This is a genomic window from Roseovarius sp. MBR-6 (assembly GCF_040547525.1).
Taxonomy (GTDB): Bacteria; Pseudomonadota; Alphaproteobacteria; order Rhodobacterales; family Rhodobacteraceae; genus Roseovarius.
The window spans coordinates 46,505-62,553 of the sequence record NZ_JBEPPW010000013.1; the positions used below are offsets into that span (position 1 = coordinate 46,505).

The following is a 16,049-nucleotide window of genomic DNA, read 5'->3' on the forward strand; positions in this document are numbered from 1 at the left end:
TCAGCCGTCGGTGCGGACGACGATCTCGCCGTCGACCACGTCGAAGAGGTAGTGGTTCGAGTTGAGTTGCCCGTTCTCGCCGAAGGTGATGTCACCGAGGATCGTGCCCGCGAAACTGCCGCCGCGAATGCGCGTAGCGACGTCTTTCTTGTCGAAGCTGCCGGTCTCCTCGACCGCCATTGCCCAGACCTGGAGAGCCGCCGCGCCGAGCGCCATGAACTTGTCGGGAGTGTAGTCATGCATCTCTTCCGTTTTGGCAACAAAAGCCTGATTTGCCGCGTTGGAGGAGAAGGGCTCCACCGCCGGAAAGTAGATGTCTGCCCCGATCAGCCCGTTCGCGGCATCACCGGCCACCCCGATGACACTGGGTGCCACGGTTCCCACGGCCGCCATCAACTGCCCCGGAACGCGCGACCTCGAATGCTGCCGGATCAACGCCGGCATGCCGAGACCTTCATTCGCATTGATCGCGATGGTCACGTCAGGCTCTGCCGCTTTCACGTTGGACAGCGACACCCGGAAATCGGCTTGATCGAAGGGGAAATTTTCTTCCGCGACCACTTCATATTCATGACCCATGGCCTCAAGCGCCGCCTGAATTGAGGCTTGCGCACCGTTACCGTAGGCATCGTTTTGCGTCATGAAGGCGACGCGGGTGAAACCGTTGTCGGCGATGTATCTTGCGACCACCTCACCATCCTGCGCGTTGGAACTGTTGAAGCGCACGGCGAGCGGATTTCCCTCCCCGGACAGAATCGGATCCGCCTTTGAGATAGCGGTCAGGTCAAGAATGTCGGCGCGGTTGATCACTGGCTGCATGGCCAGGGTTACAGGGCTGTTCCAACCCTCGATGATCACTTCCACGCCTTCGGCGATCAACTCGTTAGCACGTGAGACGCCCACGGCAGGGGTCGACTCGTCATCGCGCATCAGAAGTTCGATCTGACGCCCGCGGACGCCGCCTTTCTCGTTGATCAGCGCCGCCATCGATTCGATGGCCCAGCTTACGTGATTGCCCTGCGGGCCCGCGCCGCCACTGAAGGGGAAAATCACCCCTACCTTGACAGGTCCGTCCTGCGCGAACGCAGTGCCTGCCACCAGGCCGAAACCCAGTGCGACGCCTGCAATTGTCTTGATGAGTTTGTGCATGTCTAGTCCTCCCTAACACCGAAAGCATACTATTTGGTATGTTGTGGCGTCAACCCGTTCAAAATCACACCCGAACAGAAGGGGCGAGGCGCACCCATCCCGTCAGGACGGCCCGACGCATTACACATCGAAGCATTCACTACCTATTTGATCGCCAAAATACCCTTGTTTACAAGGCTATTATGTAAAATCTGCGGCCTTGATTCTGGTAGAATCTCAAAGTTGCCTCCGCGTTCTTCTCGCATGCCTGAGCGACCACAGCATCATCTGACCTCAGTGCATCATCACGATCTGGACAAAAATCTCTCGATTTCACTTGCCAGCATACCACTGGGTATGTCAGCTTCTCGGCGAGAAGGGAGCATGACTGATGGCGATCGAAAGTGTCATTCATACGAGCCGCGAAGCCGGAGTTACGACCATAACCATCACCCGGCCCGAGGTCCGCAACGCTCTCAACGTGGCGGTGCTCGCCGGCATGGCCGATGCCGTGGAGGCCGCCGGTTCGGACGGTGAAACGCGGGTCATCGTTCTGACCGGCGGTGCCGAGACCTTCTCGGTCGGGGCTGATATCGACATGCTGTCAGGACAAACAGCCGCCAGTTACGTGCACTCGCCCAATCGCTTCGGGTTCGAGCGAATTCGTGAGACACGACTGCCCGTGATTGCCGCGGTGTCCGGCTTTTGTCTCGGTGGGGGGTGCGAGATCGCGCTGGCCGCCGACATCGTGATCGCGTCCGATACAGCCATTTTCGGCCAGCCGGAGATCAATCTGGGTATCATCCCCGGCGCAGGCGGCACCCAACTCTGGGCGGAACGTGCCGGGCGCGGAGCGCAGGCCGAGGCGGCTATGGGCGGGCGCTTCATCAAGGCCTACACCGCCCGTCGCATCGGGCTGGTTGACCGGATCGTACCAAAAGAAGCTCTTTTGTCCTACGTGGCCGCCGAAGCGGTGCAATTGTCATGCCAGGCACCCTTGGCCGTGCGCGCCGTAAAGTCGGCGATGCGCGCCCGTTGGTGCATGTCAGCGGGCGCGGCCCTCGATCACGAGGTGACACTGATGGCCAACCTGCTCGCCTCCTCTGACGCGCGGGAAGGTATCGACGCATTCCTCGGCAAGCGCAAAGCCACCTTCACGGGAACCTGAACCATGACAGTTCTCATGATTTCCAACGACATGAACGATGCCGACCTCGCCAAGGCGATGGACAAGGCTTTGAGAGCAGGAGATGCGCTCATCATGGATGGTGCGGTGGGGCGCGCGCTTCAGACCGGAGCGCAGGCCTGGATAGGGACCCTTGCGCGTGCCCGTTCGCCGGTCACCGTCACGCTTTCCGGTGAGGTCGGGCCACGCGGCCTGGCGCTTGCCCTGCTGGCCGACGCGGTAACACTTTCGAACGCGTCGGCTCAGGAAGCTGCCCACCGCGTCCCGCTGCTCGCGGTTTTGGCGGCAACGCGGCTCGGACAGGTCGCCGCGCGCGCTTTTCTAGCCGAACCCGCTCCGCTCCGGGCGCTGAAACGGGCGGGCGTCCTGCACGGCGCAAAGGCCGACGTGGTGGCAGCGCACAAGACGGCTCTTGTGGCCGCCGCCGAGCTTCCGTTCGAAGAAGCCGTGAGTTTCGCGGCCCTGATCCATCTCAACCAGGAACAAAACTGAATGACCACCACGGACCCGAGATTCGATGGCCCTGGGCCAGAGGCCCGATGGACCGAGATGCTGAAGCGCGGCGTTTTTGCCGTCCAGCACTGCATCCCGTGTGATACCGCTCAGTTCCCGCCCGTAACGACCTGCCGGACTTGCGGTGCGCCGGACCCTGTCCTGATCCCGGCTAAGGGTATCGGGACGGTGTATGCCACGACCACGGTACGGACCCGCGAGGCGGCCTATGACGTGTCGATCATCGAACTGGCCGAAGGGCCGCGCATGATGAGCCGGGTTGAGGGTGTCGAAGCAGAGAATGTCCGTATCGGTCAACCCGTCAGGGCACGGATCAACACGGATGGTGAGATGCCACTTGTGGTGTTCGATGTTGCGGGGGATCTGGCATGAGCGATCTGCGCGGAGCCATTTCCGTGGCCGGAATAGGCAATACCCAACGGTGGAACGCCCCCGGCCGGACCGCCTTCGATCAGTTGCAGGAGGCCGCCTTCCTCGCGCTTGAAGATGCGGGCCTTGGCATGGGCGATGTGGATGCCCTTTATTGCGCCCATTCGACCAGCGGGCTTCCCGTGCTCAACGTGGCGGAACGGCTCGGCATTGCCGCGCAGTTGCGTCATGCCGACGGCACGATGGTGGGCGGGGCGTCCTTTCTGTTCCATCTGCGTTCGGCCATGTCGGCGCTGGCCACCGGACAATGTGACGTGGCGCTCGTGTGCTACGGTTCCAACCAGCGCAGTGCCGGCGGCAAGCTCACGCCCATGCCGGACCCGCAACCTTTCGAGGCCCCCTACAAGGCGCTTTACCCGATTTCAAGCTATGCACTGGCCGCCGCACGGCACATGTACGAGTACGGCACCACTCGCGAACAGCTTGCCAACGTGGCCGTTGCGGCCCGGAAATGGGCGCAGAAAAATCCAGCCGCCCATGAACAGGCTGACCTTTCCGTGCAGGACGTCCTATCGGCACGCATGATCAGTGATCCGCTGACCAAGGCCGATTGCTGTCTCGTGACCGATGGCGGTGCCGCCGTCGTGCTGACCCGGACCGAGCGGGCGCGTGATCTGCAACAACCGCTTGTACCGGTGCTGGGTTGCAGCGTGGCCGTGAGTCACCGACAGATCGCCGCGATGCCCTCGCTTACGGAAACGGCGGCAAAGCGGTCCGGTGCGGCGGCAATGGCAGAGGCCGGCGTGAACATCGGCGATATTGACCATGTGATGCTTTACGATGCGTTTACCATCTGCACCTTGATGTTCCTCGAAGACCTGGGCTTCTGCCCCAAGGGCGAAGGCGGCGCTTTCGTGGCCTCTGGAGCGATCGCGCCGGGTGGGCATCTGGCAGTCAATACGAACGGCGGCGGGCTAAGCTGCAATCACCCCGGCATGTACGGGCTTTTCACGCTGATCGAATCCGTAATCCAGCTACGTGGAGCAGCCGGCGAGCGCCAGATCGAGGGGGCGGAAATCTCCCTCGCCCATGCGAATGGCGGGGTCCTGTCAAGCCAGGCCACCGCGATCCTCGGAACGGGAACCACGCTATGACCGGGCTGTAAACAGAAGGAGACAGTATTGTCAGGTATTCTTGAAGGAAAGACAGCTATCGTCACCGGTGCCGGCCAAGGCATCGGCAAAGCCATCGCAGAGGGCCTCGCCAAGGAAGGTGCCAACGTGGTGGTCAACGATATCGGCGTCACGCTCACGGGCGAGTCCGAGAACGTCCACGCAGCGGATGAGGTGGCAGCAGGCATCTGTGATGTCGGGGGACAGGCCGTGGCATCCACTGAGTCGGTCACCGAATGGGACGGCGTTCAAAAGATGGTTCAAGCAGCCATGGACAGTTTCGGTGGCCTCGATCTCGTGGTGAACAATGCCGGTATCCTGCGGGACGCTATTTTTCACAAGATGGACGCCGACCAGTTTCGTGCGGTCATCGACGTGCACCTGATGGGCAGCTTCAATCTCAGCCGCGCCGCCGCAGCCGTGTTCCGCAACCGGGAGACTGGCTCACTGGTGCACATGACCTCGACCGCCGGTTTGATCGGAAATTTCGGGCAGGCCAATTACATGGCTGCCAAGATGGGCATCGTCGGGCTGTCCCGGGCAATCGCCATGGACATGAAGCGCTATGGCGTGCGCTCCAACTGCATCGCACCTTTCGCATGGTCACGCATGGTCAGTTCGATCCCTACCGAAACGGATGCCGACAGGGACCGGGTCGCTAAGCTCAAGCGCATGACACCCGAGAAGATCGCGCCGCTGGTGGCCTTTCTCGGCTCGGATGCATCGACGCATATTTCGGGGCAGATATTCTCGGTGCGCAATAACGAAATCTATCTCTTTTCACAACCGCGTCCGGTGCGCAGCCTTCACAGGAGCGAAGGATGGACTGCCGAGAGCATCGCCGAGATGGCCTCGGCTTTCGGCCCGCACCTCACTCCACTCGAGCGCTCAGCCGATGTCATATCGTGGGATCCTATCTGATGCCCCTGAACCCGGATTACCTGCTGACGCTTGACCGCGAGGAGATCGTGCAGGCCTGGACGTGGAAGGACGCGGCAATTTACGCGTTGGGACTGGGCTACGGCGATGACCCTCTCGACAGGCGACAACTCCGGTTTCTCGACAAAACGCAGCAGATGCAGGCCATGCCCGCCATGGTCAACGTGCTGGGATATGACGGTACCTGGCTGCGCGACGAAGAAAACACCGGCGTGAATTACCTCAAAGTTGTGCATGGCGAGCAGGCGATGCGGCTGCACAACCCCTTACCCGTCGAAGGACGTATTCGGGCCAGGACCCGCATCACCGAACTGGTGGACAAAGGCCCCGGCAAAGGGGCACTGATCGTCACGGAACGCCAGATCCATCATGCCGAAACAGGCACGCCGATCGCGACCATCAATCACAACATTTTTTGTCGGGGCGCGGGCGGCTTCGGCGGCAGCCCGACGCAGAGCAAGACATTGTCCGGCCCGCCCGAGCGCGCGCCCGACGGCTCTCTGGATATCCCGACGCCGCCGCAACTGGCTCTTATCTATCGCCTGTCAGGTGATTTAAATCCGCTCCATGCCGATCCCGACGTGGCGCAAAAGGCCGGATTCGAGCGTCCCATCCTGCACGGACTTTCCACGTTCGGCATCGCCTGCCGGGGACTGATGGCAACACATTGCGGCGCGGACGGGACGCGCGTGAAATACATGGCGGGGCGCTTCTCGGCCCCGATCTTTCCCGGCGAGACCCTGAGCATCGACTATTGGACAGAACGCCCGGGGCGCATCGCCTTCGAGCTTCGCGTCCGGGATCGGGAAGCGATCATTCTGGAAAACGGTCAATTCGACTATAGCACGGAGACGTGAGCGCCATGAATTTTGACCTGACAGACGACCAAAAGGCTTTGCAGGAGGCGGCGCGCAAATTCGCCCGGGCCGAATTGCCTGACCTCGCGAGGGAGGTCGAGGAAACCGCCGAGCCTGTGACCCATGACTGGCTGAAACGCTTTGCGGAGATGGGTTTTCTCGGCGTGAATACCCGCGAAGACCATGGCGGTCTCGGCCTGCCGCATCTCGATGCGTTCCTGGTGATGGAAGAGTTTGCCAAGATCTCGGTCGGCGTTGCCTTCCCCGTTTTTGAGTGCTGCGCCGGGCCGGTCCGCATTGTCGAGGCATTGGGCCATCCTGACCTTGCCAGCAGGGTCGTCCCCAAGGCGGTGGCCGGAGAAATGCTCGTGGCCATCTGCATGTCCGAACCCGATGCCGGAACCGCCCTCACCGATCTGCGCACGACGGCCCGCATCGTCGGCGATGAGATCGTGATCAACGGCACCAAGCGCTGGTGCTCGGGCGCGGGGCATTCCGGCGGTTACGTCGTATTCTGCAGATTCGACGGGACGAAAGGGGCAAAAGGCATTGGTGCAGTCTTTGTCGACCGCGACACCGAGGGCCTGAGCTTTGGCCCGCAAGAGCGGCTGATGGGGTTTCGCGGTGTGCCTTCGGCGGACATGAATTTTGACAATGTGCGGGTGCCGCGCGAACACCTGATTGTCGAAGCCGGAGGGTTCGGCAAGCTCATGGGCCTTTTCAACCTCGAACGGCTGGGCAATGCGACCATGGCGCTCGGCACCGCCTCGGGTGCACTGGAGGCAGTGATGCACTACGTGCAGGAACGCCGACAGTTCGGCAAGCCAATCGTCGATTTTCAGGCTGTTCAACTGCGCCTTGCGGAAATGGCTGTAAAGGTGGAAGCTGCGCGCCTGATGATCCATCGCGCAGCCGCGCGGGCCGGGTCCGGTCTGCCCGAAAGCCAGGATGCCGCAATGGCAAAGTGCATGTCCAATGAAATGACCCGCGAGGTGACCACCACCGCGATGCAGTTGATGGGCGGTTACGGCTACGCGAGGGAATACGGCATGGAACGCAGGGTGCGCGACAGTTTCGGCTGGGGCATTGCGGGCGGGTCGATCGACATCCAGAAGGTCAATATCGCGGCTGGGCTGATCGGTCGTCGCTTCAACCAAAGGGGGTGAGATGGCACAACCGCATGTTCTGATTGCGGGGGCGTCTGGCGTTATAGGTCGGGCCGCCGTCACGCGCTTCGCCAATGCTGGCTGGAAAGTCAGCGCGCTTTCGCGGCGCGACCCGGCACTTGAATGTCCCTATGAACATCTGCCGATCGACCTGACCGACGCGACCGCCTGCGCGGTGGCCTTGGCCGGGCTCTCTCCGGTGACGCATCTGGTCTACGCGGCTGTTTATGAGGAGCCCGATCTTGTCAGCGGCTGGCGCTCGGACACGCAGATGAAAATCAACCGCGCCATGATGGAGAATGTGGTCGCGCCGCTGGCCGCTACAGGCCATCTGACCCATGTCTCGGCGTTTCAGGGCACCAAGGCCTACGGTGTGCATATTCGCCCTTTCCCCGTTCCCGCGCGGGAGAGCTGGCCACGTCACGACCACGCGAATTTCTACTGGTTGCAAGAAGACCTTTTGCGCGACGCGGCTCGCAAGGCCGGGTTCGACTTTACCATCTGGCGGCCCCAGGTGGTGTTCGGCGACGCCATCGGTGCCGTTATGAACGTGCTCCCTGTGATCGGGGCCTTCGCCGCACTCGAAGCCGCCGAAGGCCGCCAGTTTTCATGGCCCGGCGGACCGGATTACGTGTTGGAGGCCGTGGACGCCCGCCTGATCGCCGATGCATTGCTGTGGGCGACAAGCGCCGCCACCGCGCGTAACGAGACCTTCAACATCACAAATGGCGATGTCTATACTTGGCGCAATGTCTGGCCTGTCATCGCCGAGGCACTCGGTGCCGCGCCGGGCCCTGAGGTGCCGCAGCGGCTTGTCGATACCATGCCGCCCCGCGCCAAGGCGTGGCAAAGCCTTGCCCAGGCGGAAGGGCTTGCCTGCCAGGATCTGGGGGCCCTCATGGGGCGCTCGCACCATTATGCCGATTTCACGTTTGCCACCGGTGCCAAACGCCCGCCCGCGCCAGTGATCGTATCGACCATCAAGCTGCGCCAGGCGGGATTCGGCGGCTGCGTGGACACAGAGGACATGTTCCGAAGCCTCATCACCCAATTGCAGGAGCGCAAGGTGTTGCCGCCGTCTGAACGCGTCAAGTCACTGAACAAGGAGAAAAGGCCATGACGGAAAAACGCTGGCAGCATCGACCCGAGGGGTCGAACTGGGGGGATTTCGGGCCAGATGATCAGATCGGTCGCATGAACCTTCTCACCCCCGAAGCGCGGCTGCGTGGCGCACGGGAAATTCGCGAGGGCCGTTCGTTCTGCCTGTCCTTGCCGCTCGACTATCCCGGCGGCAACGTGCTCTTCGCGTTGCGCAAGGAGCCGGTCTTTCATCACGAGAGACGCGGCGACGGGCACAATTTCAACTTCGACATGTCCAACCTGTCATCATGTTTTTGCGATGTGGTCTCGGATGATGCGGTCACGCTTTACACGCAGTATTCAACCCAATGGGATGCGCTTTCGCATGTCGGTATGCGCTTTGACGCTGACGGTGATGGCGAGGCCGAGAAGGTCTACTACAACGGTTATCGCGGCGGCAGCGACATTGTCGGGCCGGATGACGGGGATAACCACGGCGCGGCGGCCCTTGGCATCGAGAATCTCGCAACCTGCGGGGTTCAGGGCCGCGGGGTCATGGTCGATCTGGAACGTTGCTACGGGCGCGCGCGCAAACTGGTCGATTATGATGCGCTCATGCAAGCGATGGACGGTATGGATGTCGAGGTGACGTCAGGCGACTTCCTTTGCCTCAATACCGGATTTGCAGACCTGATCCTGTCGATGAAGAAGAAACCGGATGGCGACGTTCTTGCCAATTCCTGCGCGGTGCTGGACGGGCGGGATGACCGGCTGCTGAACTGGATCACCGACAGCGAGATCGTCGCGATCTGCGCGGACAACTTTGCCGTGGAAGCTTATCCGTCGCGCACGCCGGACGGCGAGAAATTCTCCGCCTTGCCCCTGCACAATCATTGTCTCTTCAAGCTCGGTATCCACTTGGGCGAATTGTGGCATTTCGGGGGTCTTGCCAAGTGGTTGCGGGAAAACGGGCGCTCGGCTTTCTTTCTCACCGCGCCACCGCTGCGTTTGCCGGGTGCCGTTGGATCGCCCGTGACCCCGATCGCGATAGTTTAGCGGGTGTGAACGGGCAAAATCTGAGGATGCTCGCCTATGCTGGCGGGGGGTCTCACGGTAAGTCGCGCAGTCAGCAAATTGTGATGCCGATGTTACATCAAGCGGCACTCGCTGCGGATGTCCACGCTTCAAATGCTTCGAGCCGATCGGGGAGATTATCCCGGGACGTGGTATCGGAACTGGCGTTCACCTGCCTCTGGGTTGCCCCAAGTCTTGCCCACTTCGTTAACAACCGACGAACAATTTAGAGATGCCGTCAGAACAGTTATCCTCACCCGACCCGCCCGCCGCCGTCGGTGATACACGCGGCGATAACCTCGGAAAATTCCTGGGCAAGCCGCGAGGCGGGTCGATCGAGCGGGCGCAACATGTAGACGGTTTGCCAGATAGAGGGCGCGAAGTCGAAGATGTCGAGCTCGCTCTTGTAGCGCCGCGCCGTCATCGCATCCACCACCCCGACCCCAAAGCCACGACGCACGAAACCGCACACGGACTCGAAGGTTTGCGTTTCCACCGTCGCGCCGGGATAAGACAGGCCGTGTTGCTCGAACCGCTCGGAAAGCTGGATCGAGGTGGGATGGGTCGAACTCACACAGACCAGCCGTTCGGTGAGTAAATCCTCTGGTTGCAGCGTGGTCCGGCCCGCGGGTCCGTGCCCGCGCGGAAACACGATCACGCAGGGTATCATGAATTCGCGGACATCCAGCGCGCACCCCTCGGCCAGCCGGGTGGACATGGCAAGATCGAAGTCGTGGGTTTGGAGAAGGCCGGTCATCATCTCCGAGCGCCGCGCCTGAAGATGCACCCGGATCGATGGCCTGTCCTTCAGGAATGCGCTCAGCGCCCCGGGCAGGACGTCGATGGCAATATCGGGAAAGGACACGATCGTCAGATCACCACGCCGGTTGTCTCGGATCTGCCGGGCACGGTGTTCGGTCAGTTCCACGCTCTCCAGCGTCCGGTCCACGTCGGGCATCAGAAACCGCGCCTCGGGCGTCGGCACCAGCCGCCCCTTGACCCGTTCGAACAGGCAAAACCCCAGCGCATGTTCCAGATTGGCGATCAGGCTGCTGGCCGATGGCTGCGCAATGCCCAGCATCGCCGCCGCCTGCGTCATGTTTCCGCACCGCATGATGGCACGCAGACACTGCAACTGGCGAAGATTGATCACGGCAAACCTCATAGCCTATGTCTATGAACATAGCAGTATTTAGTATTATCTTCTATTCATAGGCTTGTCTACGCTCCATGCAGCCACCGCGCCTCGCGAGTCGCCAAGGCCCAGAACGCACAAGGACCCGAGAATGCCAGCACTGTCGGACATCACGCAGGCCACCCGCTTCGCGCTCGCGCCCGATATCCTCCTGACGCCACGCGGCGCAGAGCCGGACATGGTAATCGCCGTCACCGAGGGGGCCATTTCCTTCGTCGGCCCACGCCGCGAGTTCGAGGCGCAATCGCCTGCCGCCACGATCACCGAGCTTCCCGACCGCGCCGTGGTGCCCGGCTTCATCGACGCGCATACCCACCTCGGGCAAGCCTTCGGCAAGGCGATCACGGGCGGAGAGCCGGCACAGATATGGCGGCGCATCTGGATCCCGATGGAAACCAGCTACGACGCCGAAACGGTCCATGTCTCGGCCAAGTGGATGTTTCTCGAGGCGCTGCGCGGCGGCTTTACCGGCATCGTCAATTTTGCTGTGCTAGACGGCGAAAAGGCTGCGGCGCTGCACCAGGCGGCGGTGGATGTTGGCATCAGGCTGGTATCGGCCACCGGGGCCGCGCTGCCGCTCGACGGAGTGCAGACGCCCCGCCCCTGCGACATAGCCACTGCGACCGAGGCGGCGCTGCGCCGCGCCGAGGCGCATATCGCCGCCTGCAAGGCTCATCCCCTCATCACGCCATCGCTGTGCGTCCCCGCCGTGCAGTCCGCCCCCGGTGCGATGCTGCGCGCGCTCTCGGATTACAGCGCCGAGACCGGCGTGCTCTTCCAGATCCACACCAACGAGCACCATGTCGAGGTGCATTGGAGCGTCTGCACCCACGGCATGAGACCGCTGGAATTCTTTGCCGAGCACGGCGCGGTGGGGCCGCACACGCTGCATCATCATTGCACGCTGGTGACCGATCGCGAGATCGAGATCCTGCGCGAAACCGGCTCGGCGGTCAGCTACAATCCGCTGGCGAGCGCGTGGAAGGGCGACCGGGTCGCCCCCGCACTGGCCTTTGCCGCGCGTGGTGTGCGTTTCGGCATCGGCACCGACAGCACGCGCTCGGACGCTCTGCGGCTGCTCGAAAGCGCCGAGACCGCGCAGCGGTTGTCGCAGGGTATGCAGAACGCCGATTTTTCCTGTGGTGCGGCCTGGACATGGATCGACGCCGCCACCCGCGGCAGCGCCGACGCGGCGGGCCTCGCGGGTGTGACCGGCGAACTCAAGCCTGGGTGGCGCGCCGATTTCCTCGTGCTCGACCGCCGCCAGCCCGAGGTCATCCCGTCATGGGATTTCGAATGGGAACTGGTCCGGCTCTATAATCGCGACCAGATCGAGGCGGTGATCATCGACGGCAAGACCGTCATGGAACATTCGCAGCCCGTCGGCTGGGATTCGACGGCATTTCTCGAAGCCAACAGGAAACGCGCGCACAACGCCGTCAGCAGCGCACCTATCGTCCGCTGTCATGGCCGTTCGACCGAGTTCCGCAATAAATGAAGGGAGGTATCCGGGATGGAAGCGCAGCTTAAAAAATACGCCCAGCTCGTCATTTCGCTGTCGGGCGTGGTGGCGGTCTGGTGGATGGTATCGGGCTTCGGCCTGGTCAACCCGACGCTGTTCCCGGCCCCGCCGCAGGTGCTGGCGGCGGCGGTTGAGCTTTACCGCGACGGCGTGCTCATCAGTGACCTGAAAATCTCGCTCACGCGGGCGGCCATCGGCTTTGCGATCGGCTCCACGCTCGGCGTGCTGATCGGGCTTCTGACGGCACGGGTCTTTGTCTTCTCGCTGGCGCTTGAGCCGTTCCTGACACTTCTGCGTCCGATCCCGGCCATCGCGCTGGTGCCCATCGCCATCGTCTGGTTCGGGATCGGCGAGGGGTCGAAGTATTTCGTCATCTCCTACACCGTGTTCCTTGCCGTCTGGCTCAACACCCATGCCGGAGCGGCGGGCGTCGCCGAGACCTATATACGGGCCTCACGCTCGCTCGGGGCCAACCGGTTCCGTGAGTTCTTCGAGGTCGTGGTGCCCGCCGCCGCGCCGCATATCGTGGTCGGGCTGCGGCTCGGCGCGGCGCTGGCCTTTCTCAGCCTCGTCGCGGCCGAATTGAGCGGCGCGTCTTCGGGTATCGGCTTTCGCCTTCAGGATGCCCGGCAATTCATCCAGACCGACCGCATGTTCGTGGGGCTGATCGAGCTTGGCATCCTCGGTGCCCTGCTCGACTCGGTCTTCGTCATCATCAGCCGCAGGCTGGTCCACTGGGAGAGCGCGTGATGCAAGCCGCCCTGAAAATCGTTGAGGAAACCGAAACCATGCCCAATACCGAGGTCGGCCGGATCGACATCGAAAACGCTTCTGTCACCTTCACCGGGCCCGGCGGCGAGAGGATCGAGGCCCTTGCACCCACCGACCTCGTGATCGAACCGGGATCGTTCATCTCGCTGATCGGTCCGTCGGGCTGCGGCAAATCCACCCTGCTCAACGCCGTCGGCGGCTTCGTCGCACTGTCGGACGGCAGCATCCGGCTCGATGGCGAGCCGGTGACCGGCATCAACCCCGACGTGGGCGTGGTGTTCCAGCAATACGCGCTGTTTCCGTGGTTCACCGCTCTGGGCAACGTCATGTTCGCGCTCAAGCGGTTCCCGATGTCGAAAAAGGAACGCCGCGAACGCGCCATCGAGGCGCTGCGAGAGGTCGGCCTGCAAGGCCGCGAGAACACCTATCCCGGCCAGTTGTCCGGTGGGATGCGCCAGCGCGTGGCGCTGGCACGGACCTTCGTGACCTCGCCCAAGGTGCTGCTGATGGACGAGCCGTTCGGTGCGCTCGACGCCCAGACGCGGGTGGTCATGCACGAGATCCTGCTCCGGGTCTGGGAGGCGCACAAGGCCACCGTGATCTTCGTCACCCATGACGTGGACGAGGCGCTGATCCTCTCGGACAAGGCCCATATCATGAGCGCCGGGCCGGGTCGCATCATCGAGACCCTCGACATCGACGATGAGCGTCCGCGCCGCGCCCACCAGGTATCCGAGAGTTTCCTCAATAACCGCAACCATGTCATCGGCCTGCTGCGGCAGCCCGGTGCCGAGGATCACTGACACCCTTCAATCCAACAGGAGGACACGATGTTCCATTCCCTCAGATCAGGCATTTTCGCGGCAGGCCTCGCCGCGATCGCCACCGCCACCCCGGCGCAGGATACCAGGATCACCTTCGGCGGCGGCGCCTATCCCGACATCCCGCAGCTTTCGGTGGCGATGGATCACGGGCTGTTTGCCCGCCACGGCCTCGACGTGAACGTGATCCCGTTCCAGTCCGGCCGTGCCGCCTTCGAGGCGCTGCTCGGCGGACAGCTCGACATGGCGGTAATGGCGGAGTTTCCTGCAGTGATCGGCGCGATGCGCGCGCAGCCGTTCAAGGTCGTCGCCGAACTGTCGCAATACCGCGCTACCCGGATCATCCACGCAGGCCCCGCCGAGATCGACACCGTGGCCGAACTCGAGGGTCAGAGGATCGGGGTGACGGCGGGCACCAACGTGCATTTCTGGCTCGAGAACGAACTCGAAGCCGCGAATATCGAGGCCGAGATCGTCTCGGTCGGCCCGCCCGACATCGTGCCGGCACTGGCGCGCGGCGACATACTCGCCGGGGCGATGTTCCCCTCCTTCTACGGCGGCGCACGAACGACGCTGGGTGATCGCTACCGCGAAATCCCGATCTCCAGCTACAACACCCGCTTCATCCTCGTGGCAACGCAGACGATCATCGACGACAAACCCGACGCCGTCTCCGCCGCGCTCTCCGCGCTGCTCGAGGCCGAAGGCGTGGTGCTCTCCGATCCTGCCGAGTCGCACCGGGCGGTCTCGCGGGTGCTGGGCGGCACGCTCAAGCCCGAGGACGTGGCGTCAGCCTCGGGGAATTACCGCTTTCACATCAATCTCGACGCAGGCCTGCTCGACCTGATGGTCGACGAGGGGGTCTGGATCAACGCACGCGGCTCGATCAAGGGCGACGTGCCTACTGCTGCGTCGATCGGGGCCTATATCGACGACAGCTTTCTCTCGGGGTTAGATGCTAACCGCGTCTCGCTCGACTGAACCGCCCTTCCCTTTCCCGTGGCCGGATCAGCCTTCATGCTCGGGCCCTTTTCCCGGATGACAGAAATGGACCCGGCGCTCCTCACAGGTCTCGCCCTCGCGGTGTTCGGGGCGTCGATGCTTCAGGCCGCCACCGGGATCGGCTATGGCGTGATCGCCGGGCCGATCTTCCTCGTGGCGCTGAACGGGGCCGAGGCGATCCAGATCAGCACGGTTCACAACTTCCTCATCGCGATCCTGCTTGTGCCGACGCTGCGCGGCGCGGTGGAACGACGCGTGCTCGGGCTCCTCGTACTCGGCGGCACTGCGGGCATCGGGGCGGGGCTGGCGCTGCAATCCGCGCTGTCAGTCACGGCGCTCAAGCTGACCGCTGCGGCGATGGTGGCCTTCGTCGCGCTGACCCTCGTGGCCGACATGCGCCGCGCCCGAACAGGGGCTGACCCCGCAAGGCGCGCCACGACCGAGGTGACGTGCATCGGCGCGCTTGCCGGGATCATGGGCGGGCTGCTGGCCATGCCTGGCCCGCTCGCCGCCACGTGGATGTCGCTGCGCGGGTTCGGCAAGGACGCCGTGCGCGCCACCATCCTCGCCTTCTTCATCTTCGCCTACGGGGCCAATACCCTGTCCTACGTAGCGCTGTCGGGTTTCCGGTCGGCCGCGCTCGCGCAAGCGCTCATCCTTCTGCCGCCGCTCCTGATCGGCGTCGCATCGGGCGGGGTGCTGGCACGCAGATTGTCCGAGGCGGTATTCCGCAAGGTGCTGCTCGCGGTGCTGACTGCAACCGTCACCGTGCTACTGGTCAGCCTGTGGTGACTGCGCCCTGGCGGCGATGAGCGGCGCGAGCTTCACCACCCGGCGGTTCAGGGTGGCGTGGTCAACCGTGACGCCGCGCGCGACCAGAATTTCTTCAAGATCACGGCAGGGCACGGCGTAGCGGAGGTAGAAGAATACTGCGTGCGGGATCACAGACTTCGGACAGTGGACGCCTCTGAACTCGATCACGTCAACCGCCTTTCACCAACTCACTGACAATGCGGACATATTCGGGGCCACCACGGAACCGGAAACTTTGCGACATTACCAGCTCTTCACGTTCTTTGCCCTCGGCAATCTGTTCCGGCTGCGACGCAAGCTGACGGCATGAGGACGAGTCCGCCCAAAGTCCGTCGAACCGTCGGCGCGGAGGCCCTGAATCCGGGAAATCGGCGCAGCCGAAGCCGTTGACCAGGCGTTCCTCAAACCGATACAGACGCGGCACAGTCCGCCGCCATAAGG

Annotated in this window: 17 protein-coding genes and 1 pseudogene; 14 read left to right on the top strand and 4 right to left on the bottom strand. The window is 63.0% G+C overall.

The window, feature by feature from the left end:
* Window positions 1-1,149 (bottom strand): ABC transporter substrate-binding protein, encoded by a 1,149-nt coding sequence (locus ABIE57_RS14895; protein WP_354539827.1) that lies wholly within the window; start codon window positions 1,147-1,149, stop codon window positions 1-3.
* 370 nt (window positions 1,150-1,519) lie between these two features.
* On the opposite strand from ABIE57_RS14895, the gene ABIE57_RS14900 reads away from it, so the two are divergent.
* The 9 genes from ABIE57_RS14900 to ABIE57_RS14940 are packed head-to-tail and all read left to right on the top strand — an operon-like array spanning window position 1,520 to window position 9,466.
* Entirely contained in the window at window positions 1,520-2,296 is a 777-nt protein-coding gene (locus ABIE57_RS14900) for an enoyl-CoA hydratase/isomerase family protein (protein ID WP_354539828.1), read from the top strand.
* Between the two features lie 3 nt (window positions 2,297-2,299).
* Window positions 2,300-2,806: a hypothetical protein gene (locus tag ABIE57_RS14905; RefSeq protein WP_354539829.1), complete on the top strand. Its 507-nt coding sequence runs from the start codon at window positions 2,300-2,302 to the stop codon at window positions 2,804-2,806.
* Between the two features lie 57 nt (window positions 2,807-2,863).
* Entirely contained in the window at window positions 2,864-3,199 is a 336-nt protein-coding gene (locus tag ABIE57_RS14910) for a Zn-ribbon domain-containing OB-fold protein (RefSeq protein ID WP_354539891.1), read from the top strand.
* On the top strand, window positions 3,196-4,350 hold the full coding sequence (locus ABIE57_RS14915; RefSeq protein WP_354539830.1) for an acetyl-CoA acetyltransferase: 1,155 nt from the start codon (window positions 3,196-3,198) through the stop codon (window positions 4,348-4,350). Before ABIE57_RS14910 ends, ABIE57_RS14915 begins: the two co-directional genes overlap by 4 nt.
* 27 nt (window positions 4,351-4,377) lie before the next feature.
* Entirely contained in the window at window positions 4,378-5,289 is a 912-nt protein-coding gene (locus tag ABIE57_RS14920; protein ID WP_354539831.1) for an SDR family oxidoreductase, read from the top strand.
* Entirely contained in the window at window positions 5,289-6,164 is an 876-nt protein-coding gene (locus ABIE57_RS14925; protein WP_354539832.1) for a MaoC/PaaZ C-terminal domain-containing protein, read from the top strand. Before ABIE57_RS14920 ends, ABIE57_RS14925 begins: the two co-directional genes overlap by 1 nt.
* Before the next feature lie 5 nt (window positions 6,165-6,169).
* Window positions 6,170-7,330: an acyl-CoA dehydrogenase family protein gene (locus tag ABIE57_RS14930; RefSeq protein WP_354539892.1), complete on the top strand. Its 1,161-nt coding sequence runs from the start codon at window positions 6,170-6,172 to the stop codon at window positions 7,328-7,330.
* A gap of 1 nt (window position 7,331) precedes the next feature.
* A complete protein-coding gene (locus ABIE57_RS14935) occupies window positions 7,332-8,450 on the top strand; it encodes an NAD-dependent epimerase/dehydratase family protein (protein WP_354539833.1) in 1,119 nt (372 codons plus the stop codon).
* Entirely contained in the window at window positions 8,447-9,466 is a 1,020-nt protein-coding gene (locus ABIE57_RS14940; RefSeq protein WP_354539834.1) for a cyclase family protein, read from the top strand. Before ABIE57_RS14935 ends, ABIE57_RS14940 begins: the two co-directional genes overlap by 4 nt.
* 271 nt (window positions 9,467-9,737) lie before the next feature.
* Here ABIE57_RS14940 and ABIE57_RS14945 read toward each other — a convergent pair whose 3' ends face one another.
* Window positions 9,738-10,649, bottom strand: coding sequence for a LysR substrate-binding domain-containing protein (locus ABIE57_RS14945; RefSeq protein ID WP_354539835.1), 912 nt, complete (start codon window positions 10,647-10,649; stop codon window positions 9,738-9,740).
* A gap of 121 nt (window positions 10,650-10,770) precedes the next feature.
* On the opposite strand from ABIE57_RS14945, the gene ABIE57_RS14950 reads away from it, so the two are divergent.
* From ABIE57_RS14950 to ABIE57_RS14970, 5 genes are all read left to right on the top strand, one after another.
* Window positions 10,771-12,177, top strand: coding sequence for an amidohydrolase family protein (locus ABIE57_RS14950; RefSeq protein ID WP_354539836.1), 1,407 nt, complete (start codon window positions 10,771-10,773; stop codon window positions 12,175-12,177).
* A 15-nt stretch (window positions 12,178-12,192) separates the two neighbouring features.
* Window positions 12,193-12,951, top strand: a complete 759-nt coding sequence (locus ABIE57_RS14955) for an ABC transporter permease (RefSeq protein WP_354539837.1) — start codon at window positions 12,193-12,195, stop codon at window positions 12,949-12,951.
* On the top strand, window positions 12,951-13,775 hold the full coding sequence (locus ABIE57_RS14960) for an ABC transporter ATP-binding protein (protein ID WP_354539893.1): 825 nt from the start codon (window positions 12,951-12,953) through the stop codon (window positions 13,773-13,775). Before ABIE57_RS14955 ends, ABIE57_RS14960 begins: the two co-directional genes overlap by 1 nt.
* A gap of 27 nt (window positions 13,776-13,802) precedes the next feature.
* Window positions 13,803-14,774, top strand: a complete 972-nt coding sequence (locus ABIE57_RS14965) for an ABC transporter substrate-binding protein (protein WP_354539838.1) — start codon at window positions 13,803-13,805, stop codon at window positions 14,772-14,774.
* 66 nt (window positions 14,775-14,840) lie between these two features.
* Window positions 14,841-15,587: a sulfite exporter TauE/SafE family protein gene (locus ABIE57_RS14970; RefSeq protein ID WP_354539839.1), complete on the top strand. Its 747-nt coding sequence runs from the start codon at window positions 14,841-14,843 to the stop codon at window positions 15,585-15,587.
* Here the strand turns inward: ABIE57_RS14970 and ABIE57_RS14975 are convergent.
* A pseudogene (locus ABIE57_RS14975) lies at window positions 15,585-15,776 on the bottom strand (IS6 family transposase); the annotation flags it as partial. The gene ABIE57_RS14970 and the pseudogene ABIE57_RS14975 sit on opposite strands and share 3 nt — an antisense overlap.
* A 1-nt stretch (window position 15,777) precedes the next feature.
* Window positions 15,778-16,032, bottom strand: coding sequence for a hypothetical protein (locus ABIE57_RS14980; protein WP_354539840.1), 255 nt, complete (start codon window positions 16,030-16,032; stop codon window positions 15,778-15,780).
* Window positions 16,033-16,049: the final 17 nt, after the last annotated feature.